The sequence below is a fragment of the Acinetobacter sp. GSS19 genome (genome assembly GCF_028621895.1).
GTDB lineage: Bacteria > Pseudomonadota > Gammaproteobacteria > Pseudomonadales > Moraxellaceae > Acinetobacter.
On sequence record NZ_CP117520.1, the window covers coordinates 1,886,589 to 1,911,450 of the forward strand.

23 protein-coding genes are annotated in these 24,862 nt (G+C 44.9%); 11 read left to right on the forward strand and 12 right to left on the reverse strand.

All coding sequences use genetic code 11. The features are described from left to right. Positions 1-404: 404 nt before the first annotated feature. Both ygfZ and PGW99_RS09085 read left to right on the forward strand, forming a co-directional pair. Positions 405-1,127 (forward strand): CAF17-like 4Fe-4S cluster assembly/insertion protein YgfZ, encoded by a 723-nt coding sequence (ygfZ, locus tag PGW99_RS09080; protein WP_273777353.1) that lies wholly within the window; start codon positions 405-407, stop codon positions 1,125-1,127. Positions 1,128-1,322: 195 nt separating this feature from the next. Then, positions 1,323-2,129 carry a tetratricopeptide repeat protein gene (locus tag PGW99_RS09085; protein WP_273777354.1) on the forward strand — a complete coding sequence of 269 codons (807 nt, stop codon included), beginning with the start codon at positions 1,323-1,325 and terminating at the stop codon, positions 2,127-2,129. Positions 2,130-2,201: 72 nt separating this feature from the next. Here PGW99_RS09085 and PGW99_RS09090 read toward each other — a convergent pair whose 3' ends face one another. After that, positions 2,202-3,320 (reverse strand): NADH:flavin oxidoreductase/NADH oxidase, encoded by a 1,119-nt coding sequence (locus PGW99_RS09090; protein WP_273777355.1) that lies wholly within the window; start codon positions 3,318-3,320, stop codon positions 2,202-2,204. 232 nt (positions 3,321-3,552) lie between these two features. Between PGW99_RS09090 and mutM the strand changes: the two genes are divergently transcribed. Beyond that, a complete protein-coding gene (mutM, locus tag PGW99_RS09095) occupies positions 3,553-4,407 on the forward strand; it encodes a bifunctional DNA-formamidopyrimidine glycosylase/DNA-(apurinic or apyrimidinic site) lyase (RefSeq protein ID WP_273777356.1) in 855 nt (284 codons plus the stop codon). Next, positions 4,404-4,688, forward strand: coding sequence for a peptidylprolyl isomerase (locus PGW99_RS09100; protein ID WP_273777357.1), 285 nt, complete (start codon positions 4,404-4,406; stop codon positions 4,686-4,688). The genes mutM and PGW99_RS09100 overlap by 4 nt, the downstream gene beginning before the upstream one ends. A 49-nt stretch (positions 4,689-4,737) precedes the next feature. Here PGW99_RS09100 and PGW99_RS09105 read toward each other — a convergent pair whose 3' ends face one another. The 3 genes from PGW99_RS09105 to typA all read right to left on the reverse strand — a co-directional run bounded on the left by PGW99_RS09105 (position 4,738) and on the right by typA (position 7,629). Next, positions 4,738-5,070, reverse strand: a complete 333-nt coding sequence (locus PGW99_RS09105; protein ID WP_273777358.1) for a gamma-glutamylcyclotransferase family protein — start codon at positions 5,068-5,070, stop codon at positions 4,738-4,740. Positions 5,071-5,193: 123 nt separating this feature from the next. Next, positions 5,194-5,628: a large conductance mechanosensitive channel protein MscL gene (mscL, locus tag PGW99_RS09110; protein ID WP_273777359.1), complete on the reverse strand. Its 435-nt coding sequence runs from the start codon at positions 5,626-5,628 to the stop codon at positions 5,194-5,196. A gap of 165 nt (positions 5,629-5,793) precedes the next feature. Then, positions 5,794-7,629: a translational GTPase TypA gene (typA, locus tag PGW99_RS09115; RefSeq protein ID WP_273777360.1), complete on the reverse strand. Its 1,836-nt coding sequence runs from the start codon at positions 7,627-7,629 to the stop codon at positions 5,794-5,796. A gap of 675 nt (positions 7,630-8,304) precedes the next feature. On the opposite strand from typA, the gene PGW99_RS09120 reads away from it, so the two are divergent. Further along, complete coding sequence (locus PGW99_RS09120; protein WP_273777361.1) at positions 8,305-9,324, forward strand: class I SAM-dependent methyltransferase; 1,020 nt, start codon at positions 8,305-8,307, stop codon at positions 9,322-9,324. Between the two features lie 199 nt (positions 9,325-9,523). Here PGW99_RS09120 and omp38 read toward each other — a convergent pair whose 3' ends face one another. Beyond that, positions 9,524-10,624: an outer membrane protein Omp38 gene (gene omp38 / locus PGW99_RS09125; protein ID WP_273777362.1), complete on the reverse strand. Its 1,101-nt coding sequence runs from the start codon at positions 10,622-10,624 to the stop codon at positions 9,524-9,526. Positions 10,625-10,971: 347 nt separating this feature from the next. On the opposite strand from omp38, the gene PGW99_RS09130 reads away from it, so the two are divergent. After that, on the forward strand, positions 10,972-11,493 hold the full coding sequence (locus PGW99_RS09130) for a GspH/FimT family protein (protein ID WP_273777363.1): 522 nt from the start codon (positions 10,972-10,974) through the stop codon (positions 11,491-11,493). 115 nt (positions 11,494-11,608) lie between these two features. Here PGW99_RS09130 and PGW99_RS09135 read toward each other — a convergent pair whose 3' ends face one another. The 3 genes from PGW99_RS09135 to PGW99_RS09145 form a co-directional block, all read right to left on the reverse strand. Next, the gene (locus PGW99_RS09135) at positions 11,609-12,100 is read right to left on the reverse strand and encodes a DUF934 domain-containing protein (protein WP_273777364.1); all 492 of its coding nucleotides are present in this window, start codon (positions 12,098-12,100) and stop codon (positions 11,609-11,611) included. After that, a complete protein-coding gene (locus PGW99_RS09140; protein WP_273777365.1) occupies positions 12,093-13,736 on the reverse strand; it encodes a nitrite/sulfite reductase in 1,644 nt (547 codons plus the stop codon). Before PGW99_RS09140 ends, PGW99_RS09135 begins: the two co-directional genes overlap by 8 nt. Before the next feature lie 179 nt (positions 13,737-13,915). Continuing rightward, complete coding sequence (locus tag PGW99_RS09145; RefSeq protein WP_273777366.1) at positions 13,916-15,037, reverse strand: CaiB/BaiF CoA transferase family protein; 1,122 nt, start codon at positions 15,035-15,037, stop codon at positions 13,916-13,918. Positions 15,038-15,254: 217 nt separating this feature from the next. Between PGW99_RS09145 and PGW99_RS09150 the strand changes: the two genes are divergently transcribed. Both PGW99_RS09150 and PGW99_RS09155 read left to right on the forward strand, forming a co-directional pair. Continuing rightward, the gene (locus PGW99_RS09150; protein ID WP_273779491.1) at positions 15,255-16,265 is read left to right on the forward strand and encodes an AraC family transcriptional regulator; all 1,011 of its coding nucleotides are present in this window, start codon (positions 15,255-15,257) and stop codon (positions 16,263-16,265) included. Positions 16,266-16,545: 280 nt separating this feature from the next. Then, a complete protein-coding gene (locus PGW99_RS09155; protein WP_273777367.1) occupies positions 16,546-16,809 on the forward strand; it encodes a hypothetical protein in 264 nt (87 codons plus the stop codon). An 89-nt stretch (positions 16,810-16,898) separates the two neighbouring features. On the opposite strand, the gene PGW99_RS09160 is transcribed toward PGW99_RS09155, so the two are convergent. Together PGW99_RS09160 and PGW99_RS09165 are read right to left on the reverse strand one after the other, a co-directional pair. Continuing rightward, on the reverse strand, positions 16,899-17,468 hold the full coding sequence (locus tag PGW99_RS09160; protein WP_273777368.1) for a hypothetical protein: 570 nt from the start codon (positions 17,466-17,468) through the stop codon (positions 16,899-16,901). A gap of 84 nt (positions 17,469-17,552) precedes the next feature. Beyond that, positions 17,553-18,776, reverse strand: coding sequence for a class I SAM-dependent methyltransferase (locus PGW99_RS09165; protein ID WP_273777369.1), 1,224 nt, complete (start codon positions 18,774-18,776; stop codon positions 17,553-17,555). A 93-nt stretch (positions 18,777-18,869) separates the two neighbouring features. Here PGW99_RS09165 and trhA point away from each other — a divergent pair, with 93 nt between their 5' ends. Both trhA and PGW99_RS09175 read left to right on the forward strand, forming a co-directional pair. Then, complete coding sequence (gene trhA / locus PGW99_RS09170) at positions 18,870-19,517, forward strand: PAQR family membrane homeostasis protein TrhA (RefSeq protein ID WP_442784377.1); 648 nt, start codon at positions 18,870-18,872, stop codon at positions 19,515-19,517. A gap of 80 nt (positions 19,518-19,597) precedes the next feature. Further along, the gene (locus PGW99_RS09175) at positions 19,598-20,911 is read left to right on the forward strand and encodes an MFS transporter (RefSeq protein ID WP_273777370.1); all 1,314 of its coding nucleotides are present in this window, start codon (positions 19,598-19,600) and stop codon (positions 20,909-20,911) included. Positions 20,912-20,970: 59 nt separating this feature from the next. On the opposite strand, the gene PGW99_RS09180 is transcribed toward PGW99_RS09175, so the two are convergent. Next, positions 20,971-21,981 carry a metallophosphoesterase gene (locus tag PGW99_RS09180; RefSeq protein WP_273777371.1) on the reverse strand — a complete coding sequence of 337 codons (1,011 nt, stop codon included), beginning with the start codon at positions 21,979-21,981 and terminating at the stop codon, positions 20,971-20,973. Positions 21,982-22,084: 103 nt separating this feature from the next. Here PGW99_RS09180 and PGW99_RS09185 point away from each other — a divergent pair, with 103 nt between their 5' ends. Continuing rightward, complete coding sequence (locus PGW99_RS09185; RefSeq protein WP_273777372.1) at positions 22,085-23,716, forward strand: phospholipase D family protein; 1,632 nt, start codon at positions 22,085-22,087, stop codon at positions 23,714-23,716. On the opposite strand, the gene PGW99_RS09190 is transcribed toward PGW99_RS09185, so the two are convergent. Next, positions 23,709-24,551, reverse strand: a complete 843-nt coding sequence (locus tag PGW99_RS09190) for a lysophospholipid acyltransferase family protein (RefSeq protein WP_273777373.1) — start codon at positions 24,549-24,551, stop codon at positions 23,709-23,711. The genes PGW99_RS09185 and PGW99_RS09190 overlap by 8 nt on opposite strands. Positions 24,552-24,862 lie beyond the last annotated feature (311 nt).

The following is a 24,862-nucleotide window of genomic DNA, read 5'->3' on the forward strand; positions in this document are numbered from 1 at the left end:
AAAAGAAGTGGCTAATTTACGCCTTTGCAGGATGTTTTTCGAGTGATGAACGTCCTTATTTACATTTGATGTGTTTATTTTTCTTCTTACTCAATGGGTTCAGTTAAGCATGACATTTTTATATCTATCACGGTTTATGAGAGGTGTTATTTATAACGTAATTGCTGTTAGAAGCCTTTTCCGGCTATTTCAATATCATTGAGTGGCTGATTTCATCATTTTCATGCTGAGACTCGCTATTTGAAAAAACAGCATAAATTTTCATGGGTTAAAAGCTAAAACCAGTGGTGTAGTTTTACTGGCCTGGAGATCTGCCATTTGCAGTCTAAACAGTGTTTTTTTTGTCAAAATAAAGCAAAATAAGCCTCATTGTTTAGTACTAGATTGACATTCGAGACCATCCCATGAACGACTTTGCTTTCTCTCGTTTCACCCTGAACGGTGTTGATGCCCAAAAATTTCTGCAAGGCCAAGTTACGTTGCATGTTGAACGTTTAGAAGAAAATGTCACGCGTTATACTGCAATCTGTGACCTGAAAGGCCGGATTCAGTTCGGTTTATGGCTGAAAAAAGTAAGCCCTGAAAGTTTTGAAATTGTGGTTATGCAGGATCAGGCGGAAGAATTTGCCAAACATATCCGCAAGTTTGGGGCCTTTTCTAAAATGAAACTGGAAGAAGCAGGTACGGTATTCCCTATTCTCGAAGGAGAGAGTACCTACTTTACTGAAAGCTCGACAGATCTCGTAAACTGGCAATTACAGGCGATTGAACAAGGACAGGCATGGATCAGTCAAGCTACCGAACATGAGTTTCAGCCCCAGGAATTACGTTTGCATCAGCGTGAAGGCGTGCATTATGACAAAGGCTGTTACCTTGGACAGGAGATCGTGGCGCGTTTATGGTTTAAAGCCAAACCAAAACACTGGCTGCATCTGGTACAAGGCACAGGTGAAGTTCCAGCTCCTGCAACAAAATTACACAACGATATCCAAGTCGTGAATAGCGTCGCGATCGAGGCTGGCTATAAAGCCTTGGTGGTTGCCAAGCCAGCTGCACTGGAAGAGCTCGGTTTAGTGGTCTTGCCATTACCTGAAGCCCTCAACGGAGACGTGGCACGCTCACAATAACAGCACAATTCATATCGATAGAGAGCGGTTTTGACCGCTCTTTTTTATAGTTTAACCCTTCGATCCTCCTACCTGATTTTATTGTGCTTTCGACCACTGGCGATATTTACATTCTACAAAAAGCTCTTATGATGAATGAATCATCTTCTCTACCCATCAATGGAATGATGCGGGTTATTCTCAAGGTTTTACACGATGAAAAAAATTCTATTGGCCGCCCTGATCAGCATTTCCAGCACACTCACCTTTGCAGAAACGGCTGCTCCAGCACAAAATCCTGTCTTTGCTTCAGTCGAAAAATTGGTTCAAGCCAAAGATTATGCGGGAGCCTATAAAGAACTGGAAAAGATTGCCAAAACAGGTAATGCGCAAGCGCTTTATCATCTAGCGGTGCTCACCCAGATCGGTCAAGGCACCACAAAAGACGAGAAAAAAGCACTGGATCTGTTCCAACAAGCTGCTAAAAAAGGTGATCCACTCGCCAATTATACCTTGGCGAAAAGCTATATGATGGGTGGCAATCTAGGATTGAAACCGGATGTACAAAAGGCCAAGGAATATTTCCAGGCCTCAGCCAAAGCCGGTTTTGAGGATGCAAATGTCGATTTGGCCGTGCTATTCTTCTCGGAAAATAAAGCTGAGTCAGATAAACAAGGTCTGGCCAAACTTGAACCATTGATCAAGAAAAATCACCCTCAAGCAATTTATGCCAAAGCACTGTATGACATCAATCTGGGTTTTAAAAACAAAGATGAAAAGAGTGTCAAAAGTGGTTTAACTGCTATCCAGCAGTTGGCTGAAAAAGGTTACATTCCGGCCCTAATGGCCGTCGGCAACATGTTTACCAATGGCAATATCATCGATCAAGATCTAGTGAAAGCCAAAGAAATCTTTAGCTTACTGGCACAAAAAAATGTCCCGAATGCCAAAGAATCTTTAGCCCTTGTAGAAAAAATGATGGCAGAAAAAGCCAAACCGGCAGCAGCCAAAAGCAAAAGTTAATTTTGATAACAGAATTGCAAACTAAATGGGCTGAATCATGCAGCCCATTTTTATATTGAAAACAACAACTGTTTAATTCCCTTCAAAAGGGACAAACAGGTTTTTCAGCTCATGTGGCTGGCAACGCAAGTACTGGGGTGCAATTGCAATCTGTTCCCCGAGTTGTGCCGCAGCATGCCAAGGCCAGCGTGGGTCATATAAAATAGCCCGTGCCAGTGCGATAGCATCGGCTCTGCCCTGCTGCAAGACCTGTTCTGCTTGTTCAGCTTCCGTGATCAGTCCAACGGCAATGACAGGGATCTCGACCACCTGCTTGATCGCTTCAGCAAATGGTACCTGATAATTTGGACCAATCTGGATCTTTTGTGCTTCATGCAAACCTGCAGAGGAAACATGAATATAAGCAACACCTAACTGTTGCAATGCTTTGGCCAGTTCAATACTAGACTCAAGATTCCAACCGTTTTGCTCATCCATCCAGTCAGTGGCAGAAATCCGAATTCCGACCGGGAAGTTTTCCGGTACTGCTGCACGGATTGCCTGTACTACCTCTAAAGTCATCCGCATCCGGTTTCCCAGAGAACCTCCATATTGGTCATGACGCAAATTGGATAAAGGGGACAAGAATTGGTGCAGTAAATAACCATGTGCAGCATGAATTTCTATGAGCTCAAAACCGGCTTCTACTGCACGTTTTGCGGCTGCTGCAAAATCCGCCTGAACCTGCTCGATCTGTTGCAGGGTTAATGCTTGTGGTGCCAAATCATCCGAGCCAAAGGCAATCTCACTCGGAGCCACGGTTTGCCAGCCATGCGGATCATCCGGTGGCAATTGCCCTTTCCCTAGCCATGGCTTATCGGTTGAGGCTTTGCGCCCCGCATGTGCCAACTGGACGGCAAATGGCATCGGTGACAGGCTACGTACTTTTTGTAACAATGCTTTGATCTGATCTCGCTGCTGGTCATTCCAAAGCCCCAAATCGGCATAACTGATTCGTCCCTCTGGCTGTACGGCTGTCGCCTCGACAATACACAAACCTGCCCCGGATAAGGCATAATTCGCCCATTGCTGTTCATGCCAGTAACTTAGCTCTCCTTGCAGATTGGCCGAATATTGGCACATCGGGGCAATCACAATCCGGTTGGCAACAGCCAATTCCCCATATTGAATAGGTTGAAAAAGTAAGCTCATGATCCTTCACTCATTAACGGGCCTGATTGTCTTCTGTTATAGCACTTTTTAACGGTCTAGAAACTGGATTCACGTGAGTCGGTTGTGTCATTGATGTTTGGCAAAGCGAGGGAATGAGCAAATCCTCTGCATCTACTACAAATAGGCACAGGACTGCAAAATCGACTATATTTTCTTGTAAAATAAGCTTTCCGCCCCAATTTTCTCTGCATCCTCGCTTGCTGAACTGATCATGCCTGAATTACCTGAAGTCGAAACCACGAAAACCAGTTTATTGCCCCTGCTTGAACAGACCGTTCAGCATGTTCAAGTACGTGAATCACGTCTACGCTGGCCGATTCCGGAGGATCTAGACAAGCTGCAAGGACAAAAACTGCTGAAGTTAACGCGTCGCTCCAAATATATTCTGGCCGAGTTTGAACAGGACAGCATGCTCTGGCACTTGGGCATGTCGGGCAGTTTTCGCTTATGTGCGGCAGAGGATAAACTACGCAAACATGATCACTTGATTCTGCAATTTGATGATATCCAGCTGCGTTATCATGACCCGCGACGCTTTGGTTGCATTCTCTGGCTCAATCCGGAAACACAGCACAAGCTGTTGGATACCTTGGGGCCAGAACCTTTATCTGAATCCTTCAATGCTGGCTATCTAGCCGAGAAACTCAAAAACAAACAGACGGCGATCAAGGTTGCCATCATGGATAACCACGTCGTGGTCGGCGTAGGCAATATCTACGCGACCGAGAGTCTATTTAATTTGGGGATTCACCCGGCACAACCGGCTTCCACGCTCAATATGCAACAGATTGAACAGTTGGTGCAGGAAATCAAACGTATCCTGAAATTCGCGATTGAGCTCGGTGGTTCAACATTACGCGATTACACCAATGCCATGGGAGAAAATGGCTATTTCCAGCAAACCCTACTGGCCTATGGCCGTGCCGGAGAGATGTGTGTGAACTGTGAAACCATGCTAGAAAACCTAAAACTGGGCCAGCGAGCCAGTGTGTTCTGCCCGCAATGCCAACCCTTAAAGAAAAGCAAAACACTGGCCGTTAAATCCAGCCGAGGAAGAAAAGCATGAAAACCGCAATTGTGCGTCATATCTTGGTCAAAGATAAAGAACTTGCGGAACAGCTGAAAAAGAAAATCAGGGACGGCGCAGACTTTGCCAAAATGGCCAAGCAGCACTCGACCTGTAACTCAGCCAAACGTGGTGGCGAACTGGGTGAAGTCAAAAAAGGGCAACTGGTTGGCCCGATCGACAAAGCCGTGTTTAGCTTAAAGGAACGCGAACTGCATGGCCCGATCAAAAGCCAGTTTGGCTGGCATTTACTGGAAATCAAATTCCGTATGGATTTTTAATCACAAAACTTAACAGCCATCAGTGGATGGCTGTCTTTACGGACTGTTTTTACTTCATCTCTTTCATGACATAAATCCAGGCATCGGTCTTTTCACCCGTGTCGAGTTCAACCTGTACCGGTACACGTTCATATTGTGCCCCTTCAAACGCATCAATCCGCTCCCAGTGCTGAGCCAGCTGTTCAGTCGTTAACAGATCACCCTCCACTTTACCGGCTTCAGGATCCAGCACGATCGCTGGTAAACCTTGATCTGGTCCCCAATCCAGAATATGCACCTCACCCCGCACAGAACCTTTCCTCCAGGTTCCGCCAATCGGCTCTAAAATATGGGCGTTCTCACGACCTGGACACAGTGTTCCATAGACAAATAATCGGTTCATCAACAACTCATCCCTTTGCGAATCGGCCGCATGTTAAAATGGAATCTGTCTAAACACCAGTCCTACAATCATCCGAAGAATAAAAAACGGTGCTTTGAGCACCGTTTTTCAACGTTAAAATCATTAAGCCTTTTTCTTCAACTCATCCCGGATTTCGCGCAACAACTGGATGTCTTCGGGCGTTGCTGCGGGTGCTGCCGGTGCTTCTTCTTTAGTACGACGCATGCGGTTCAACATTTTCACCATCAGGAATACCACCCAAGCCAAAATGATGAAATTAATTAAAATGGTCAAGAAGTTTCCATAGGTCAATACGTTGATACCCGCTTTGCTCAATTCATCCAAAGACTGCAAATTATTCGGATTATCCCCAAGGACAATAAATTTTTGGGTAAAATCCACGCCGCCGCCAGTGATCAGGGTAATGATCGGCATGATAATGTCTTTCACCAGAGAGTCGACGATTTTACCAAATGCCCCCCCAATGATGACCCCGATGGCTAAATCCATCATATTGCCTTTAATAGCAAATTCTTTAAATTCTTGAATGATACTCATAGAAACTCCAGACACCATTTTTCAGTGTTTTTATAGGGTGATGATTAGTCAGTAGTTATTGTTACTTTAGCAATTTTTTATCACACGCCAGTTTCATTTTGTAACTTATGTTCACAAAAAAACCGCTAACGGCTGTTAGCGGTTTTTTCAACTTCACTGAATAACTTATTTGTCGCGGTTACGCTTACGTTCGTTTTCAGTCAAATAACGCTTACGGATACGGATCGATTTAGGTGTTACTTCCACCAACTCATCATCCTCAATAAATTCAAGTGCTTGTTCAAGCGTGAATTCGATTGGCGGAGTCAAGGTCAATGCATCATCAGTACCCGATGCACGAACGTTGGTCAACTGTTTCGCTTTAGTTGGGTTAACCACCATATCGTCTGAACGCGAGTTAATCCCCACGATCATCCCTTCATAAACTTCCAACTGTGGCTTAGCAAATAGACGACCACGGTCTTGCAAGCTGAACAATGCATAGCCCAAGCAAGTACCTTGAACCATCGAAATCAATACACCGTTTTGACGTTTCGCAACACTACCTTGTTTTACAGGGCCATAATGCGAGAAGCTTGACGTCATGATCCCTGTACCAGAAGTCATGGTCAAGAATTCAGAACGGAAACCGATCAAACCACGTGAAGGAACAGTCGCTTCAATACGGATACGGCCTTTACCGTCCACTTCCATATTGGTCATTTCACCTTTACGGTGACCCATTTGCTCCATTACAGCGCCTTGGTGCTGTTCTTCAACGTCAAAGGTTACGTTTTCATAAGGCTCTTGTTTTTCACCATCAACTTCTTTGATGATTACTTGCGGACGAGATACGCCCATTTCGAAACCTTCACGGCGCATGTTTTCAATTAATACTGAAAGATGCAGCTCACCACGACCAGAAACCTTGAAACGGTCTGGACTGTCAGTATCTTCTACACGAAGCGCCACGTTATGAATCAATTCACGATCCAGACGTTCACGGATGTTACGTGAAGTCACGAACTTACCTTCTTTACCCGCAAATGGTGAGTTATTCACCTGGAAGGTCATCGATACGGTTGGTTCGTCTACAGAAAGTGCTGGTAATGCTTCAACATTTTTCGGATCACAGATCGTGTCAGAAATATTGAGTGCATCAATACCGGTAATACATACGATATCACCCGCAGCAGCAGATTCAACATCAACACGCTCTAGACCATGGTAACCCATGATTTTCAAGATACGGCCGTTACGTGTATTGCCATCTTTATCAATCACAGTTACAGGTGTGTTGGTTTTTACAGAACCACGCTGAATACGACCCACACCGATAACACCCACGAAGCTGTTATAGTCGAGCGATGAAATCTGCATTTGGAATGGACCATCAACATCCACCGCTGGTGGCTCTACGATGTCGACGATGGTTTCAAACAACGGAGTCATGTCTTCAGCAAGTTCTTCTGGTGCTGGACCAGCCACACCACGTAGACCTGAAGCATAGACAATCGGGAAGTCTAACTGTTCGTCAGTCGCGCCCAAGTTGTCAAACAAGTCAAATACTTGGTCGATTACCCAGTCACAACGTGCACTTGGCTTGTCGACTTTGTTAATGATCACGATTGGTTTCAAACCACGAGCAAACGCTTTTTGTGTTACAAAGCGAGTTTGTGGCATTGGACCTTCTTGTGCGTCTACAAGGAGCAGTACACAGTCTACCATCGACAATACACGTTCTACTTCACCACCGAAGTCGGCGTGTCCCGGGGTGTCCACGATGTTGATACGGTATTCAGTATCAGTACGCTTGTCTAACCATTTGATGGCCGTATTTTTTGCAAGAATCGTAATACCACGCTCTGATTCTAGCGCGTTTGAGTCCATGACACGCTCAATCTCGCCCGCTCGTTCACCGAGTGCACCTGATTGTTGAAGAAGTTTATCGACAAGAGTGGTTTTACCATGGTCAACGTGCGCAATAATTGCGATGTTGCGGAGAGTTTTGATATCTGACATGAAATTCGATACGTTTAAAATTTTGAGGGCAAATTATACAAAAAAACACTACTCTTGAGTAGTGACAGTTTATTGACGAAACCTGATTTTTTTGCTGAGGTGTTTAATTGCCTAATTTGTCTTATCTTCAGGACAGTTAACATCGATATTTTGATCGAAATGTCTGTTAATGCTTGGGATTCAACAAAAAATAATCTGACTCCCCCTCCTCTGTTTATCAATCTCCTTCGACTTTGATCATAATTTAAGCCAAAAATGCTGTAACATCTCCTTGCAATTCAGAAAATAAAGATCATAACTCGGCTGCGTTCAACAGCAAATTTTTAAATCCCTTGCCTGGCAAATTGAATGGCCACCTTCAAAAATGATCAACAAACATACGCTGTACATCCAAACAGGTATATAACGTCAGCCCTTCTTATGCTTCAACAGACATATGAATAAAATGAGGATACCTCATAAAAACAGGCTACTCATCCAATCTTTGTTGAATGGTCTAGATCATCTCATCGGCCATTTGGCTCAATCTATTTACAATCCTGAAGCGGTTCATCGCACAAATGAATAGAATCTTGCACTTATCCCTTCCCGCCTCTGTCAATTCAAATTAAGCTATTCAGCGAAAAGAAACCTTATATGCCTAGCACAGGCCGTTAGATGAAAGAATGGAAAAGTATGGATCCTCGAAGTGAAGTGGTGTTGCGACAAATTGATCTGCTTGATGGAGAGGTTTTATTTATTAATCCGCCTCGTGATAGCTTGCTCAAACAATTGCCTTTGCCGATCACTGGGCAAGTCTGGACCTGGAATTTTGCCGATCACCAATACTTTCTTGGCCAGCAAATCACCTCGCATTTTTTGATTGAATGTCCAACAGCTGATTTCAATCAGGCTGTGATTTTTGTACCCAAATCACGAGAACTACTCGACTATCTGCTCAATCAAGTTTTAAGCCAAATTAAACTAGGTGCCCAGATTTTTCTCATCGGTGAGAAGAAAGGGGGGGTTGAGCGTGCAGCCAAACAGCTACAGGTATTTGGCAAAGCCATCAAAATCGACAGTGCTCGACACTGCCAAATGTGGCAAATGCAAAGTGCTCAGCAACCTGAAAGAAAGGCTCTACAAGACTGGTTAAAAACCTATACGGTACATACGGCGCATAAAGAATTATCCATCTGTACCTTGCCGGGGGTATTCAGCCAGAAACAGCTCGATATCGGAACAGCAGTCTTGTTGCCTTATTTGACTCAGGTCAAAGCTGGAAAAATTGCGGATTTTGGCTGTGGGGCGGGTGTCATCAGTTGCTATCTGGCCAGTTTGAATCCGGAAAACCAGATTTATGCGCTCGATGTGGATGCCTTTGCGCTGGCATCGACTCAATTAACCTTCGAAATCAATCAACTAAATCCAGAGCGTTTACAGGTACTCCCAGTGACGGGAATTGCAGATGCACCTGATGATCTGGATGCAATTGTGAGCAATCCACCGTTCCATCAGGGAATTCATACCGATTATGATGCCAGTGAGCAACTGTGCCAGCAGGCCAAACAGCATCTCAAGCCATCTGGTGAACTTTGGATTGTCGCTAACCGATTTTTAAATTACCCACCTTTATTGGAGCGTAGCTTCGGTCAATGCCAGATCTTGACTGATACACAGGGCTTTAAAGTGTTATATGCAAGTATCAGACACTAAAATAATCGGTGCTCTCATTTTCTGAAATTGATGGACAAGAATAAGTTCCATCATCCACCTCTAGCGATGCCCTGTGAATTTTAGCTTTACAACAACCGATTAAAGCTTTTGATTTTATAAAATTGGCAAGATCACGTTTTGCCTGATCCACAATAAAAAAACGGCTCCTAAGAGCCGTTTTTTATAATCTCGTTAGAGATTATTGAGCTGGTTGTTGTGCTGCTGGTTGAGCAACGACAGTACGGCTACCAGTGATGGTCGCGAATACACGACGGTTCATCGCACGACCTTCTTTAGTGCTGTTGTCAGCAATTGGTTGATCCCATGCGAAGCCTTGAGTAGACAAACGAGATGGATCAACATTGTATTCGTTTACAAGTGCAGATTTCACAGAGTTTGCACGTGCAAGAGATAAACGTTCGTTCAATGCGCGTGGACCAGTGTTGTCTGTGTGACCTTCGATACGTGCAGTTGCATTTGGATATTCAACCAATTTTTCAGCAACTTTCGCGATTTCAGGCTTGTATTGTGGCTTGATGTTTGACTTGTTGGTATCGAAGAATACACGGAGTTCCATGTTCAAATCTTCAGTCAACTGTTGTGGTTGTTGTGGTTCAACTACTGGTGTTGGCGCAACTACTGGAGTTTGTTCAACTACTGGTGCAGCCGGCTTCAAATGACCGCCAAGCACAACGTTTAGACCAGCAAGCGTAGTATAATCCCAGAATTTATTATCAAAATTATAAGTACCACGTGCTTCGGTACGTAAAGACAGTGCATCGTTCAAACGCCAGAATGCACCTACACCAGCATTACCAATGGTGCTTTCCTCTTCCCATCCTGCATAGTCAGTATAACCATTTGCAGCTTTGCCTTCATATTTTACATGACCTGCGCCTAATAATACGTAAGGTTTGATCTTGCTGTCATAATTTTTAGTAATAAGATCAGACGTTACATAAAAGTTACCAGCCAATTGCTTTTTCTTATATTCACCATCGACGTCATTGTTGTTGGCAGCCCATTTAATATCGCCTTTAACCTGCGAATATTCAGCCTCAAAACCTAACCATGGAGTCAACTCTACGCCTAGAGCAGCGCCAACAAATACATCATCTTGTAATTCATCAATATTTGACCAATCAACCCCATTTACATCGGATAATAATTTTCCACCATTATTATGCTGAGTTTCGTTCCAAGTATAACCAGCCATTAACGGAGTAATGGTAACGCCTGCATTCGCAGCAGCGAATGGTGCAGCAACTAATAGAGCAAGTGCAATACGATTCATTTTCATGGATTATCCTCCAGAGATAACATTTGTTTTCAAGCTCGGCCTAAAATTTTTCTTTACATTCTGAGATCACTTTCGCATCTCAGTATTATTTTTAAGCTACTCACTTTGCATCATACAAACACTTAAAAGGTTTTCCAAGTGTTTGATAATTCTAATCAAGCGAATTATTGACAAAATTACTTACAATTTCCGTTGTATTTCAGTAAATATTCACTCAATTTCAGCCGCGAGTTCACTTATTGTTTTTGCAGCTCTATCTTAACAGTATCTCTGACGAATAAAAGATAAACAGTAAAAACTCAACAATTCATCTTTCTTTTCTTGTTTTTTATAATCAGGTCTCGACCATGTTAAACAATAAGAATAATGGTTTTACGCTTATTGAACTCATCGTTACGATTGCAGTGATTGCAATTATCGCGAGCCTTGCAATGCCGTATTACCATCGGTTTATGGCGGAAGCAGAAGCAAAAAATATTACTCGCCTACTGGATTTTCATATTCAAAAAGCCAAGAACTCAGCCGCTATCTATCGCACCAATGTCGTGATATGTTCATCACCTGATCAGAGCAGTTGCCAAAGCAACCACTGGAATCAAGGTTTTTTGGTTTTTATCGACTACAACAAAAATCGGCAAGTCGATACAAATGAACCCGTTCTAAGTCAACATCAGGATCCATTGAAATATGGTGCATTAAGCTGGCAAGGAACACTCAATAGCAGTAGTGTCACCTTTCAAGGAGATAGTGGTTTACCACGCGGCTCCAATGGCAGCTTTTATTACTGTGCACATCAAATCGAACAGCATCAGAAGCTGGTGCTCAGTATGATGGGGCAAACACGTGTCGAACACCCCACAACATGCTAAAAGATGTGAATATGGAGTATTTCAATATATGAGTTTTAAATAGAAACATCACTTTAAAAAAGTTTAAAGTATAAAAAACCGGACAGTAGTCCGGTTTTTTATTGAGGCATCACTATTAAGCAGAAGCACCCGTTTGATAGTGTGCTTGCTGTACGGCTGTTGAAGCCTGATAAGGATGAGTAAAGTCAGAGAGACCAGCAGCGGCTTCGACAATATCTTTACCTTCTTTGATCACAAAGCTATCAAACCCTGAACGCTTCATATAATTCAAGACATCTTTGAAGACATCACCGATCGCACGCAATTCCCCTTGGAATCCCTGACGGCGTAGTAGCGCAGCAAACGAATAACCACGACCATCATTGAATCCAGCAAACTCAATAAAGATCGTATCCAGCTGATCAAGTGGGTATTGATGGTTTTCTGGTGAATCATTCACAGTCAAGTACAACGCTTTTTTAGCTTGTACTTGTGGCAACAATTCCAACTGCGCTGTGGTGAGTACCACATCACCTTGTGGCAATACCGCATCTTCTGGCACTGCTTGGTAAGTATTCTCGAGAACCGTGCCATCTTTATACAGCACAGGCAATGCAATATTAAGCATATGCACGCTCCTTGAATGGTTGAATCCCGACACGGCGGTAAGTGTCAATAAAGCTTTCGCCTTCCTGACGTAAGTCAAGATAAGTATTCAAGATTTCTTCGACCACATCCGGTACGGCTTCTGCTGCAAATGATGGTCCAAGAATGTCACCAATTGAAGCATCGTGGTCTGCATTGCCCCCCAAGGTAATCTGGTAGAATTCAGCACCTTTTTTGTCGACACCGAGAATCCCGATATTTCCGACATGGTGATGGCCACAGGCATTCATACAACCTGAAATATTCAGATCCAGTTTACCCAAGTTATAAATGGTATCCAGATCATCAAAACGGCGGCTAATGGCCTCTGAAATTGGAATCGACTTTGCATTCGCCAATGAACAGAAATCACCACCCGGACAGCAAATAATATCGGTCAAGAAGCCAATATGAGCACGTGCCAGATTAGCCTGTTCCAGAGTCTGCCATACGGTGAATAGATCTTTTTGCGGAACATCCACCAAAGCAATATTCTGCTCATGGGTGGTACGCAACTCACCGAAGGTATATTGATCAGCCAAATCCGCAATCAGGTTCATTTCTTCGGTAGAAACATCCCCTGGGGCAACCCCTGCACGTTTCAGTGAAATGGTGACAATACGATAACCCGTCACTTTGTGTGCGTGAGTATTGATATTGAACCATTGCTTGAATTTCGGATATTCAGCAAATAACGCACTGAAATCTTCATCAGGTAAATCTTGATAAGCAAATGGTGTGAAAACATCATCCAATTTCTGTAAAACTTCTGGCTGAATTTTCAGGCTTTCACGCGTATAGGCGAATTCAGCCTCAACTTTCTGTGCAAAGACTTCAGGGGTTAAGGCTTTGACCAGAATCTTAATCCGCGCCTTGTACTTGTTATCACGACGACCATGCAAGTTATAGACACGCAATACCGCTTCAAGATAAGCAATCAGGTCTTCACGCGGCAAGAACTCTTTGATGACTGAACCAATAATCGGAGTACGGCCCAAACCGCCACCTACTTTGATTTTATAGCCCAACTCGCCTGCCGCATTACGCACGATATAAACACCAATATCGTGGAACGATGTTGCAGCGCGATCAGTTTCTTCGAGTGCAGACACAGCAATCTTGAACTTACGTGGCAAGAATGCAAATTCCGGGTGGAAGGTACTCCACTGACGGATCAATTCACAGGTTGGACGTGGATCGGCAATCTCACCGGCAACCACTCCTGCATACTGATCCGTTGTGGTATTACGGATACAGTTACCCGAAGTCTGGATGGCATGCATCTGAACCGTAGCCAGCTCTTGCAGCATATCAGGCACATTCTCAAGCGCCGGCCAGTTAAACTGGATGTTTTGACGGGTTGAGATATGGGCATAACCACGGTCATAGTCTTTCGCCAGTTGTGCCACTTTACGCAACTGTTTGGCATTCATCAGGCCATACGGCACTGCAATACGCAACATTGGTGCATAACGTTGCACATAAAGACCATTTTGCAAACGCAGCGGACGGTATTCGTCTTCTGTTAATTTACCCGCTAAATAACGTTCTGTTTGATCACGGAACTGGGCAACTCGTTCATTGACCAGTTGTTGATCGAAATCTGTATATAAATACATGGCGTACAGCTAGATTCATAATAATGATCGCTAGCATAACGAGCTTTTACTCATCAATAAAATGCGTTTTTTACATATTTAATAGCGGTTTTACTGATAAGCATAGCTAGACTTCATTTCCATGAAAAAACTCCTGATCAGTTCCCACTGAAATCAGGCAACAGGTAGAGCCTATCTTGCTATTCCCACTGCCCTTCACCCAGTTTTTGGCCAATAAACTGATAACGTGACTGAGAGCGGGAAAATTTAATCGGACAGGCCAGTTGTGCTTCCGTTTCTTTGCTGCCCGGATGCAAGGGTACTTGCACTACCCAGCCGCGTTGCTCCGCCAATGGAGAATCTAAAGCTTCTTCCAAACTTAAAACCGGTTCCACACAGACATCCAAGGCCTGAAAAATATGCCGCCATTCTGCCCAGGTCTTTTGTCGGATCTTTTCAGTTAAAGCCTGTTTCACTAGTTGCCGATCATGGGTTTCGGTTGAGGCTGCTTTTTCCAGTAAAATCGGCAGATCCAGCACAGCGGCCAACCCCGAGAGAAATTGTGGCTCCAAACTGGCCACTGCCAAATAGCGGCCATCCTGGGTTTGATAATAGTCATAAAACGAACCACCATTCAGCAGTTCCTGTTCAGGCTGTTGTGGAACCTGTCCAGCCAAACTTGCAGCTGCAGCCATACTGTTGAGACTGGCCACACAGTCCGTCATAGAAATATCGAGATATTGCCCCAGACCACTGTGCTGCCGCTCTACCACGGCGGCAAGAATACCGACCAAGGCATGCAAGGAGCCACCTGCCACATCTGCCATCTGGATTCCCATCGGAGGGGGGCCACTCTCTGCACGACCGCAATGCCCGGCAATGCCCGAAATGGCGACATAATTAATGTCATGCCCGGCACGGTCTTTATACTCTCCGGTTTGTCCATAACCGGTAATCGAACAGTAAATCAGGCGTGGATTCAATTTCGCCAAGGTGGCATAGTCCAGCCCCAGACGCTGCATCACACCCGGACGAAACTGTTCAATGACAATATCAAACTCCGCGATTTTCTGTTTAATGCGTTCGATATTTTCAGGTTGCTTAAGGTCCAAGGCAATCGACTGTTTATTGCGGTTCAGATAACTATGCGACGTTGCTTGACCATTTGCATAGGGTGGAAACAGGCGAATTAAATCCGGCCGGGTCGGTGATTCAATATGAATGACTTCGGCACCGAGATCGGCCAGATACATGCTGGCAAAAGGCCCTGGCAATAAGGTTGAAAAATCCAGTACTTTGAGTCCATTTAATGCGCCTGTCATTGTATTTTTCCTTTTTTAATCCTGTTTTTTTAGACATCTTATAAAGATCACTGTGCCTCGACAATGCCCGCTTCTGCCATTTGCCTTGAACATTTTGGCAAATTGTTGTAAAAGCATCATCGACATCCTGGCAAAAAATGCCAGCCTGTTATTCATCATTTTTAAGCGTCATTTAGGTCAAACAGCAGTGAACATCAAAGAGACTGAAGGATTAAATATGAGCCGTGACACGATCAGTATCCATTTTGTCAACGCGGCTTTAACTGGCGTCAAACGTCTCGGTATGGATGTCGAAACCCTGCTCTCGCATGTCGGGATTGAGGCGGAGCTGCTGCGCCAACCGAAAGCCCGCATCTCGCCAGAACAATATACCCGTTTTGTGAAAATGCTCTGGATGGTCACGCAGGATGAACATGTCGGTTTTGCCGATCAACCTCGCCGTCTGGGCACGTTTGCCATCATGTGCCAGCTGATCATTCATGCCAAAACCCTCGGTGATGCACTGGATCTGTCTTCTCAGTTTTATAAACTGTTTGGCGATGACTGGAATGTCAATTTAGAACGTGACAAACACGAAGCGCGTTTTGTACCACAGGTGCCCGTTGATCGCGATCCTGACCACTTTATTACTGAAAGTATTCTGATGATCTGGCATGGCTTGGCCTCCTGGCTGATTGACCGTCGTTTACCTCTGGAACGTGTACACTTTGGCTATCCACGTCCGGCACATGCAGATGAATATGATGCGCTATTTTTTGCACCGGTCATGCAGTTTGATGCCCCGCGCACCGAAGTCACCTTTGCCGCGGATTATCTGGATTTACCGATCCGCCAAAACGAAGAAACACTGGAAGAATTTTTAAAAACCGCCCCTGCCGATCTTTTGGTGAAATTTAAAAATACCAATTCCCTGACCTCACGGATCCGTGATGTCCTGAAAAGCCAGATTGGCGAAGAAATGCCAACTTTGAACGACGTTGCCTCAATGCTGTATCTGTCACCGCAGACCCTACGTCGTCGTCTGGCCGCTGAAGGCAAAAGCTATCAAGGCGTGAAAGATGCCTTACGTCGTGATGCGGCGATTCATTTATTGCTGAATCCAGAGCTCACTTTAGAAGACGTGGCACAGCAAGTCGGTTTCAGTGAAACCAGTACCTTCCATCGCGCATTTAAAAAATGGACAGGAGTGACGCCAGGACTATATCGCCAATTGCACGGTTACCACTAAATCAGCCTGAGCAAACCGCAAAAGCCCAAGTGAAGATCTTGGGCTTTTTTTATCGGTTGCCTGATCTACTGCAGCCTATTTTTTCAACACAAAATACGCGTTCAATGACTCCTCCCCTTTGATCAGATCCTGAAATTTCCATCTGCACACAGGTGAGTCGAATTCTATTTTTCCAGCTGCATGCCCGATTACACTAAAATTATGCTATAAATTGCAGTGTTCTTATTTTGCTCAATTTGAATACCTTCAGATTTTGCCATTTCTTTTCAGGTGTACTGGTATGTCAAACGCTCCTACTTCAACTGCTAAAAAATTCCCTTGGATCTCGACAGGCATCGTCATTTTGTTAGGTTTTGTATTCCTTGGCTTTTTCTATCTCGCTGTCAGCAATGAACCCGACTACATGCCAAGCCAGCAAAAGAAAAAAGCGGCTGAAGCTGAAATCGCGATGCCTGCTTCACATGGCAATATGAGTGCCGAAGAACATGCCAAACTTGAAGCGGCAGAACAGCACACCGCACCGACATCACATGCTGGTCACTAAACCCAGCTAAAATCACCCTAAAATCTCAGATTTCATCATCACAGGCAGCTGCATTTAGCACTGCCTTTGTATTTTATGCAGCTCATTTTTCACTTTCCCGATGCGGAAAGAATATTCCATTCTGACACGGTAAAACCGAAAACGGATTTTCTGCTGGAGAGCCTCACTGGCGTTGCCTGTGCAGGGAAAGCCGAATATTGCGTACTTGAGATACAAACATAGGTGGGATGGTCAGGCTGTAATGCTATAGCACGCAGCTGATAACGACAATTTTTTTGGCTAGTGTGCTGACGCTCAACCACCATCTCGATATGTGCCGGTTGGCCAACCGCCTGATGCAAGATCGCCCCAAGACCATGTGTCAAACCCGCCCAAAGAATTAGATAAAGCAAAAAGCTCAAAAACAGATAAAAGCCCTGGCGTAACACCCAGGACGGTATTTCTTTACGGCAAGTGATCTGTCGCCGCTTCAGATAAATCACACTGACCACCACGATCAGACCATTGAGGATCATGGCCGTATAAAAGCTAAAGTCTAGCCAAGCTGCAGAGGGGATAAAATCCAGCCAACCAATATACAGTCCAAGTCCGACCACACAGGCATACCACCAAATCGAATAACGAGAGCGCTGTGATTGTTCTGCTGTTTTTAATTGCATGATTGCGTTTATTTTTTAAATATATTTATCTTCAATATCATACAAAAAAAAAGCAGCCCGCAGGCTGCCATTGGTCTGTTGAGATCAGCATTTACAGCCGACATCCTGAATCTCCAACTGATCTGCCAGTAGTAATTCCAGTGAATGCTGTTGAATACCGTACATCTCTTTTAAAGCCTGAATTTGTGCCAGAATTTTGGCATCAGGTGCCTGATAATCTCTGCGCTTAATTGCCAGAATCATTTTATTCTTGCTGGTATGCTCCAGAGATACAAATTCAAAGACTTTAGTTTCATAACCATAGGCTTTGAGTAACAGTGCACGAATGGTATCGGTCAGCATCTCGGCCTGCTGTCCAGCATGAATCCCAAATTGCAGCATCGGCTGCAACACTGCCGGGCTTTGCAGTTGTGGGCGCAATTCTTTATGGCAACACGGCGCGCACATGATCATCGAGGCGTTCAGGCGGATACCGGTATGAATGGCAAAGTCAGTCGCTATGTCACAGGCATGCAGCGCAATCATCACATCCAGCTTCTCCGGATGGTAGGTGCGCACATCGCCCTGGAAAAAGTCCAGACGGCTAAAACCTTCAGCCTCGGCAACTTTTTGGCAAAATTCCACCAGATTCGAACGTAGCTCAACGCCGGTCACGTAGGGGGTTTTATGTTGATGCTGCAGATAGTCATACAGTGCGAAAGTCAGATAACCTTTACCGGAACCAAAATCCACCACATGAATGTCTTGCTGTTCTAACTGTAATTGCTCCCAGGCATTGGAAAAGATTTCTACAAACTTGTTAATCTGCTTCCATTTACGTGCCATGCTCGGAATGATCTCGGCTTTCTCGTCAGTAATGCCCAAACGTTGCAAGAACAGACGGTCCTGCTCGACATAACGCTGTTTGATGCGATCATGTCCCTGCACGGGAGTATTCGAAGCGGCTTTCACGGTTTTGATTTTGGATTGAGTCAGTATGGCTTTTTTCTTGTTCTTTTTCAGTTGCCATTCCTGATCCAGGCTGAATAAATTGGCTTGCTTACAACACTGTAATAGCTGCTCAATCTGGCTAAGGGCTTCTTCAAGCGGATAATTTTTGGTGACATCTTGCGTTTGGTAACGATACACACAAGACAAAACCGTTTGTCCTTGCAGTTCAATCAAGCGCCAAGTCATTTTTTCCAGCTGCTCCAGCTCTCCTTTGTACTGGCTTAACACCAGCCGATCAAAATTTTGTGTTTCAATTGCTTGTTGTAGGGCTTGCAGAAATTGTTGTTCTTGCAGTGAGGGAGAAGCGCCTTGAGACATAATCAGAACCTGAATAAATTTGCGACTAAATTTTAAAGCTTCTTACCCTAAAAGCAAAATTACATTACTATACAAGTGTATTTTTATATTTTAATGTCTATGAAATCACCTCTACAACAGAATTATGACGCATTAGAAGAACGACTCAACGTCATTACCCATGCGATCGGAGCAGTGCTGGCCATCATTGCCGGTATTTTTTTGCTGGTCAAAGGGTCTTATCTTTCGACCGGACTGTGGATTGGTTTGTGGGTCTATGCCCTGAGCCTGATTCTGTTGTTGAGCAGTTCAACGCTTTATCATTTGGCACAAACCGAAGACCGTCGTTTCTGGCTGAAAAAACTTGATCACACGGCGATTTATTATTTGATTGCCGGAACATATACCCCTTTCCTCAGTATTGCTTTGCCTACAGCCAAAGCGCAGTATCTGCTGATTGCCTTATGGGTGATTGCCCTGATCGGCACCCTGTTTAAGCTGGTATTGATCCACCGTTTTCATAAAGTTTCATTAATTGCCTATATTGTGATGGGCTGGCTGGCTGTGCTAGTGATTGACGACATGCAGCGTTACCTTTCCAAAGAAACTTTAACCCTGCTGATCATAGGAGGACTGGCCTATACCATCGGTGCAGTGTTTTATGCTTTGAAACGGATCAGATATACTCATGCCATCTGGCATGTTTTTGTCCTCATCGGCGCAGCAGCACATTTCCTCGCGATCTATTGTTACGTCATTTAAAAACAGCCTCACTCTTCGCTTTAGCCACCAGAATTTCCAGTTCAGGTGGCTTTTGTTCTTATACAATTTAAGGTTCTCCCATGACAGCCTCTTCTCCTGACGCGATGCCTGCGGGTGTTGCGACCAACTCCAAGGCACGTGTGTTATTTGCCAGCCTGGTGGGTACCACTATCGAGTTTTTTGATTTCTATATTTATGCGACTGCTGCGGTAATCATTTTTCCGCATCTGTTTTTCCCGGCCAGTAGTGACAGTGCAGCGGTCTTACAATCCCTCGCCACTTTTGCAATTGCATTCATTGCGCGCCCGGTTGGTGCAGCCCTGTTCGGCCATCTAGGGGATCGTATCGGCCGTAAAGCCACACTGGTCGCTGCGTTATTGACCATGGGGATTTCAACTGTGTGTATCGGTTTGTTACCGACCTATGCACAGATTGGCTTGGTTGCCCCGCTCTTATTAGCCTTATGCCGTTTGGGGCAAGGTCTCGGCTTGGGGGGTGAATGGAGTGGTGCAGTGTTATTGGCCACTGAAAATGCACCAGAAGGCAAACGTGCCTGGTACGGGATGTTTCCGCAGTTAGGTGCACCGATTGGTTTTATTCTGGCAACCGGTTCTTTCCTCACGCTGGGTGCACTCATGTCGGAACAAGCCTTTATGCAATGGGGCTGGCGTATTCCATTCCTGGCCAGTGCCATTTTAGTCATGGTCGGACTTTATATCCGTTTAAAACTGCATGAAACGCCGGCCTTCCAGAAAGTGCTGGATAAACAGAAAGAAGTGAATGTGCCGTTTAAGGAAGTCTTCAGCAAACATTTACGCATGCTGATCCTCGGTACCATTGCTGCGATTTGTACCTTTGTGGTGTTCTATCTGACCACGGTATTTGCGCTGAATTGGGGAACCACCAAACTGGGCTATGCACGCAGTGAATTCTTGCGTTTACAATTGATCGCCACTCTGTGCTTTGCGGCTTTTATTCCGCTGTCTGCCGTCTTTGCAGAAAAGCTCGGCCGCAAAACCACCTCAATTTTAGTCTGCCTGATTTCGGCTATTTTTGGGCTGTTCTTTGCCGACATGCTGGAATCCGGCAATACCCTGATCGTCTTTTTGTTCCTGTGTATTGGTCTGGCGATTATGGGTCTGACCTATGGCCCGATTGGCACCGTGTTATCTGAGATTTTTCCGACCTCGGTTCGTTATACCGGTTCGGCACTGACCTTTAACCTGGCCGGGATTTTTGGTGCCTCATTCGCGCCCCTGATTGCAACCAAACTGGCCGAAACCTATGGCTTATATGCCGTGGGTTATTATCTGAGTGCTGCTTCATTGCTTTCCCTGATCGCCTTTTTAATGATCCGTGAAACCAAAAATGAAGATGTCAATAATCAGATTTAAGCTGATCTGACACAACAAAAAGGCAGTCTTCATGACCGCCTTTTTGTTTTTTACAATGCTTATACCAGCTCAATAATGTCAATAGTCGGCGGTACCCGAAAACGAAATGGCACTCCGACCATTCCGGTACCAACCGTAACAAACACATCGGCATGCTCATGCTGATAGAAGCCATGTTTATGACCTAAAATGGAAACTTTTTTCATAATGTAATTGGTGACAAACGGCAACTCGACCTGCCCCCCATGCGTATGCCCTGACAGCATCAATGGACGTGTCGGGAGCTGCGGCACCATATCCACGGTATCCGGGTTATGCGACAGAATCAGCCAGGGCTTATCTTGTGGCAAGCCAGGCATATGGCGCATATCGGTTTTTCCCGCCCATAAATCGCCAATACCAATCAGACGAAACTCAGCAAAATCGATGACTTTTCCTTCAATATCGATGACCTCATTGACGTCAAGAGCATGACACAGTAGCTCACGAATCGGTGGGCCTGGATATTCTTCATCATGATTGCCGAGCACTGAATACACGGGAGCCTCAATCTGCCGCAGAATCCGCAGCTCATCCGCCAGCTTGTTTTCCGGTTCATAGGTCCAGTCACCGGCAACCACGACCAGGTCAGGGTTTTGCTGGTTAATCTTTTCTACAATAATTTTCAGTTGCCGCTCATGGCCGGAGAACAACCCGATATGCAAATCGGCGATCAAGGCAACTTTCACCGGTTTCTGAAAAGGCTGCTGCGGATTGAGCTGATAACGGTGTTTCTGAATCCGCACGCTATGCGGTTCAATAAACCGTGCATAGATCAATACACTGGTGAGTAGAAATACAAATACGGTCTGATGGCCAGAATAATAACCACTCCAGCCGGCATATAAACTAAAAAAGAACAAAGGAAACAATAAATAAGACAGATAAAATGCCAGAAGATGGACAAAGGCTTTAAATGGATGAATGGTCTCGGTACGAGACTGACTGATCCAGGCCTGACTCACGGCCCATAGCGCCAACAAAATAAAACTAAAGTAAAAGTACAAAATCACTGAATTGGCTGCCCACATATTTATTCTCTAAAGCTGATGCAGACGTCGGTGCTGTCATCAATATTTATCTTTGCACAACACCTGATTATACTCTAGCTCTATTTTTGACCTGATCCGCATTATGTCGCATTCCGCTGAGCACTTCACTGCTGCCAACCGCTCATCATTTTCCCGGTTCCGTTCCCGTCAAACGGCACTGGTGCTCAGCTGCAGCTTGGTCTTGGGTATTCCGGCCTGTAGCACCTTACCGACACCCGGACCTGAAAGACCTCACTACGCCTATCAAGTCGATACCTCACAAGCCTCTCTGTCCAAACTGATTCATCCGCTTCGCAGCCAGAATCCAGGATTGACCGGTTATCATGTCCTGTATGATCCACTCGAAGCACTCGCAGCGCGCTTACGCCTGATTGACCGTGCTGAAAAGACTTTGGATCTGCAATATTACATCTGGGATAACGATAAAATCGGTGCCCTGGCTTTACATTCGATTTTGAAGGCAGCCGACCGCGGAGTAAAAGTCAGGATTCTGATGGATGACAATAACAGTAAAAAAATGGAAGGCATCTATCTGGCGTTGTCCCAACATCCGAACATTGAGGTCAAACTGTTCAACCCTTACCGCTTCCGCAAATACCGTGCAATGGACATGCTGCTCGATCTGAAACGCATCAACCGCCGCATGCACAATAAAAGCTTTATTGCCGATAACCAGATCGCCCTGATTGGCGGGCGCAATATGAGTAACCAGTACTACAATGCCAGTGACAATTATCAGTTCTCGGATGTCGATGTCATGCTGGTTGGGCAGGCAGTGGATGAGATTATTCACTCATTCGATGAATACTGGAATCACGACTATGCCTATTCAGTGCAACATATTGTGCATCCCGAACAGCACCGTCTGAGCTATAACAGCCTCAGACAACAACTGGATGCTCACGCTCAGGACATTACCGTACAGAATTATCTGGATTTGGCCAAACGCTCGAATGCCTTTGAACAATGGTTAAACCAGCGTCTTCAGTTCGACTGGGTTAAAGCTGAAGTAGTAAAAGACTCGCCTGAAAAAATCAAATCGCGTGCACGCAAAGAAGACTACCTGAATTTCCAGCTAATCAATCACTTAGACACCCCGGCTCACAGCGTGGATATTATTTCAGCCTATTTTGTCCCTGAGAAAAAAGGTACAGAAATGCTGAATCAGATCGCGCAAAAAGGGGTCCAGGTACGGGTATTGACCAATTCTTTTGCGGCCAATGACGTTGCCGTTGTACATGCCTACTATGCCAAATACCGTAAACCGCTCCTGGCCAACGGTGTGCAACTCTATGAATTCTTGCCGGTGCTGGCAGCTGAAGACCTGAATGCAAACACCGAAGAGATTGCCAAGAAAGCCAAGGTCAGCCTGAAAGGTTTAAGTCATTCCAGTCTACATGCCAAACTGATGGCACTGGATGAAAAGCAGGTGTTTATTGGCTCTTTTAACTTTGACCCGCGCTCGTCCTATCTCAATACCGAAATTGGCGTGCTCCTCAATAGCCCGGCACTGGCCAGTCAGGTGCATCAGACCATGGATCAGAATCTCAGTAAATATGCCTATCAACTGCTGTTAAATGCTGAGCAGAAAATCATCTGGCGGCAAGAAAACGCACAACATAGTAAGATTTATAAAAAAGAACCGCATATGAAATGGTGGCAAAAAGCCAGTATGAAAGTGATTTCCTGGCTGCCTTTCGAAGGATTTATGTAAAACTGGCTTCCGACTCCGGCTCTGCCGCCGGAACGGGTTTTAACACCTTGCGATGTAATTCATTCAACCCCTGCACCATGCGCTGATGCACTTCTTCGGTCAGGGTTTCAAGCGTATGGCCAGCAACCTCAATTTCTGGCATCACCATCAGATGTGCCGTTACCTGCGGCATTTCCAGCACCCGCTTAATATGATCAATAAAGGTCATCTCATCAATAAATGGTGCGATCATATCCAGTTCACACTGCTGGTTCACATAACAGATCAGCGTGACCTGTACTGGACGTTGGGCCTCTATCGCAGCGGCGAGCAGGCGTCCATGGATTTTTTTGATCGCTCGACCATTTGACGTGGTCGCTTCAGGGAAAAATAGAACCGGCACATCTTTTTTCAGGAAATCCGTAATCTGCTCACGAATCCGGCCAGAATCCCCCGAACCGCGTTTAATAAACAGGGTACCGCCACCTTTGGCCAGTTTACCGAGTAAGGGCCAATCGGCAATTTCAGCTTTCGCTAAAAAGAACACACGTGCACCAGACCCCAATACTGCAATATCCAGCCAGGACACATGATTACTCACCCATAAAGATGGGCGGTGAGAAATCTGCCCATGCATTTCGACCTGAATATTAAAGACTTCACAGAGACGGCGGCAAAAATGCTGCACATAACGTGTGTTATGCGGATTGTTCGGCTCTTTATACATGCGATGGCGAAATACCAGATAAAATCCTTCCAGAATTACCGACACGGTCATGAACAGCTTTTTACTGTAGAAAAAAAATCGCGTGATTCCATGCAATTTAGACGAGAAAACCGTTGGGGTTGGATTCATAACACTGTCAGGCACAAAGCGGGCGAAGGATCATGGCTACATATCTTATACGTTTTACCTGCAAGATGCATTGATCATAAAAACCGAATATCTGCATTAAAATTCTCCATTTTTCTTTAATCTCCACCTCGCCTAACATCATCAATAAGAACAAAAACTGTCAATCCTGTATTAGTTGACTGAAACAAGAGGAGTCTGTACATGAAACCTACTCGTCTTTGTAAAGTTTTGATTGGCGGTAGCATCCTTTACCTCGGTGCACTGCTCCTCACCTCACGTATATTTGTTTACTTCCTATAAACAAACAGGGA

Bases quoted from the DNA above. Each gene is read 5' to 3' on its own strand.
- ygfZ (WP_273777353.1), top strand. From the start codon at position 405: ATGAACGACTTTGCTTTCTCTCGTTTCACCCTGAACGGTGTTGATGCC.
- PGW99_RS09085 (WP_273777354.1), top strand. From the start codon at position 1,323: ATGAAAAAAATTCTATTGGCCGCCCTGATCAGCATTTCCAGCACACTC.
- PGW99_RS09090 (WP_273777355.1), bottom strand. From the start codon at position 3,320: ATGAGCTTACTTTTTCAACCTATTCAATATGGGGAATTGGCTGTTGCC.
- mutM (WP_273777356.1), top strand. From the start codon at position 3,553: ATGCCTGAATTACCTGAAGTCGAAACCACGAAAACCAGTTTATTGCCC.
- PGW99_RS09100 (WP_273777357.1), top strand. From the start codon at position 4,404: ATGAAAACCGCAATTGTGCGTCATATCTTGGTCAAAGATAAAGAACTT.
- PGW99_RS09105 (WP_273777358.1), bottom strand. From the start codon at position 5,070: ATGAACCGATTATTTGTCTATGGAACACTGTGTCCAGGTCGTGAGAAC.
- mscL (WP_273777359.1), bottom strand. From the start codon at position 5,628: ATGAGTATCATTCAAGAATTTAAAGAATTTGCTATTAAAGGCAATATG.
- typA (WP_273777360.1), bottom strand. From the start codon at position 7,629: ATGTCAGATATCAAAACTCTCCGCAACATCGCAATTATTGCGCACGTT.
- PGW99_RS09120 (WP_273777361.1), top strand. From the start codon at position 8,305: ATGGATCCTCGAAGTGAAGTGGTGTTGCGACAAATTGATCTGCTTGAT.
- omp38 (WP_273777362.1), bottom strand. From the start codon at position 10,624: ATGAAAATGAATCGTATTGCACTTGCTCTATTAGTTGCTGCACCATTC.
- PGW99_RS09130 (WP_273777363.1), top strand. From the start codon at position 10,972: ATGTTAAACAATAAGAATAATGGTTTTACGCTTATTGAACTCATCGTT.
- PGW99_RS09135 (WP_273777364.1), bottom strand. From the start codon at position 12,100: ATGCTTAATATTGCATTGCCTGTGCTGTATAAAGATGGCACGGTTCTC.
- PGW99_RS09140 (WP_273777365.1), bottom strand. From the start codon at position 13,736: ATGTATTTATATACAGATTTCGATCAACAACTGGTCAATGAACGAGTT.
- PGW99_RS09145 (WP_273777366.1), bottom strand. From the start codon at position 15,037: ATGACAGGCGCATTAAATGGACTCAAAGTACTGGATTTTTCAACCTTA.
- PGW99_RS09150 (WP_273779491.1), top strand. From the start codon at position 15,255: ATGAGCCGTGACACGATCAGTATCCATTTTGTCAACGCGGCTTTAACT.
- PGW99_RS09155 (WP_273777367.1), top strand. From the start codon at position 16,546: ATGTCAAACGCTCCTACTTCAACTGCTAAAAAATTCCCTTGGATCTCG.
- PGW99_RS09160 (WP_273777368.1), bottom strand. From the start codon at position 17,468: ATGCAATTAAAAACAGCAGAACAATCACAGCGCTCTCGTTATTCGATT.
- PGW99_RS09165 (WP_273777369.1), bottom strand. From the start codon at position 18,776: ATGTCTCAAGGCGCTTCTCCCTCACTGCAAGAACAACAATTTCTGCAA.
- trhA (WP_442784377.1), top strand. From the start codon at position 18,870: ATGTCTATGAAATCACCTCTACAACAGAATTATGACGCATTAGAAGAA.
- PGW99_RS09175 (WP_273777370.1), top strand. From the start codon at position 19,598: ATGACAGCCTCTTCTCCTGACGCGATGCCTGCGGGTGTTGCGACCAAC.
- PGW99_RS09180 (WP_273777371.1), bottom strand. From the start codon at position 21,981: ATGTGGGCAGCCAATTCAGTGATTTTGTACTTTTACTTTAGTTTTATT.
- PGW99_RS09185 (WP_273777372.1), top strand. From the start codon at position 22,085: ATGTCGCATTCCGCTGAGCACTTCACTGCTGCCAACCGCTCATCATTT.
- PGW99_RS09190 (WP_273777373.1), bottom strand. From the start codon at position 24,551: ATGAATCCAACCCCAACGGTTTTCTCGTCTAAATTGCATGGAATCACG.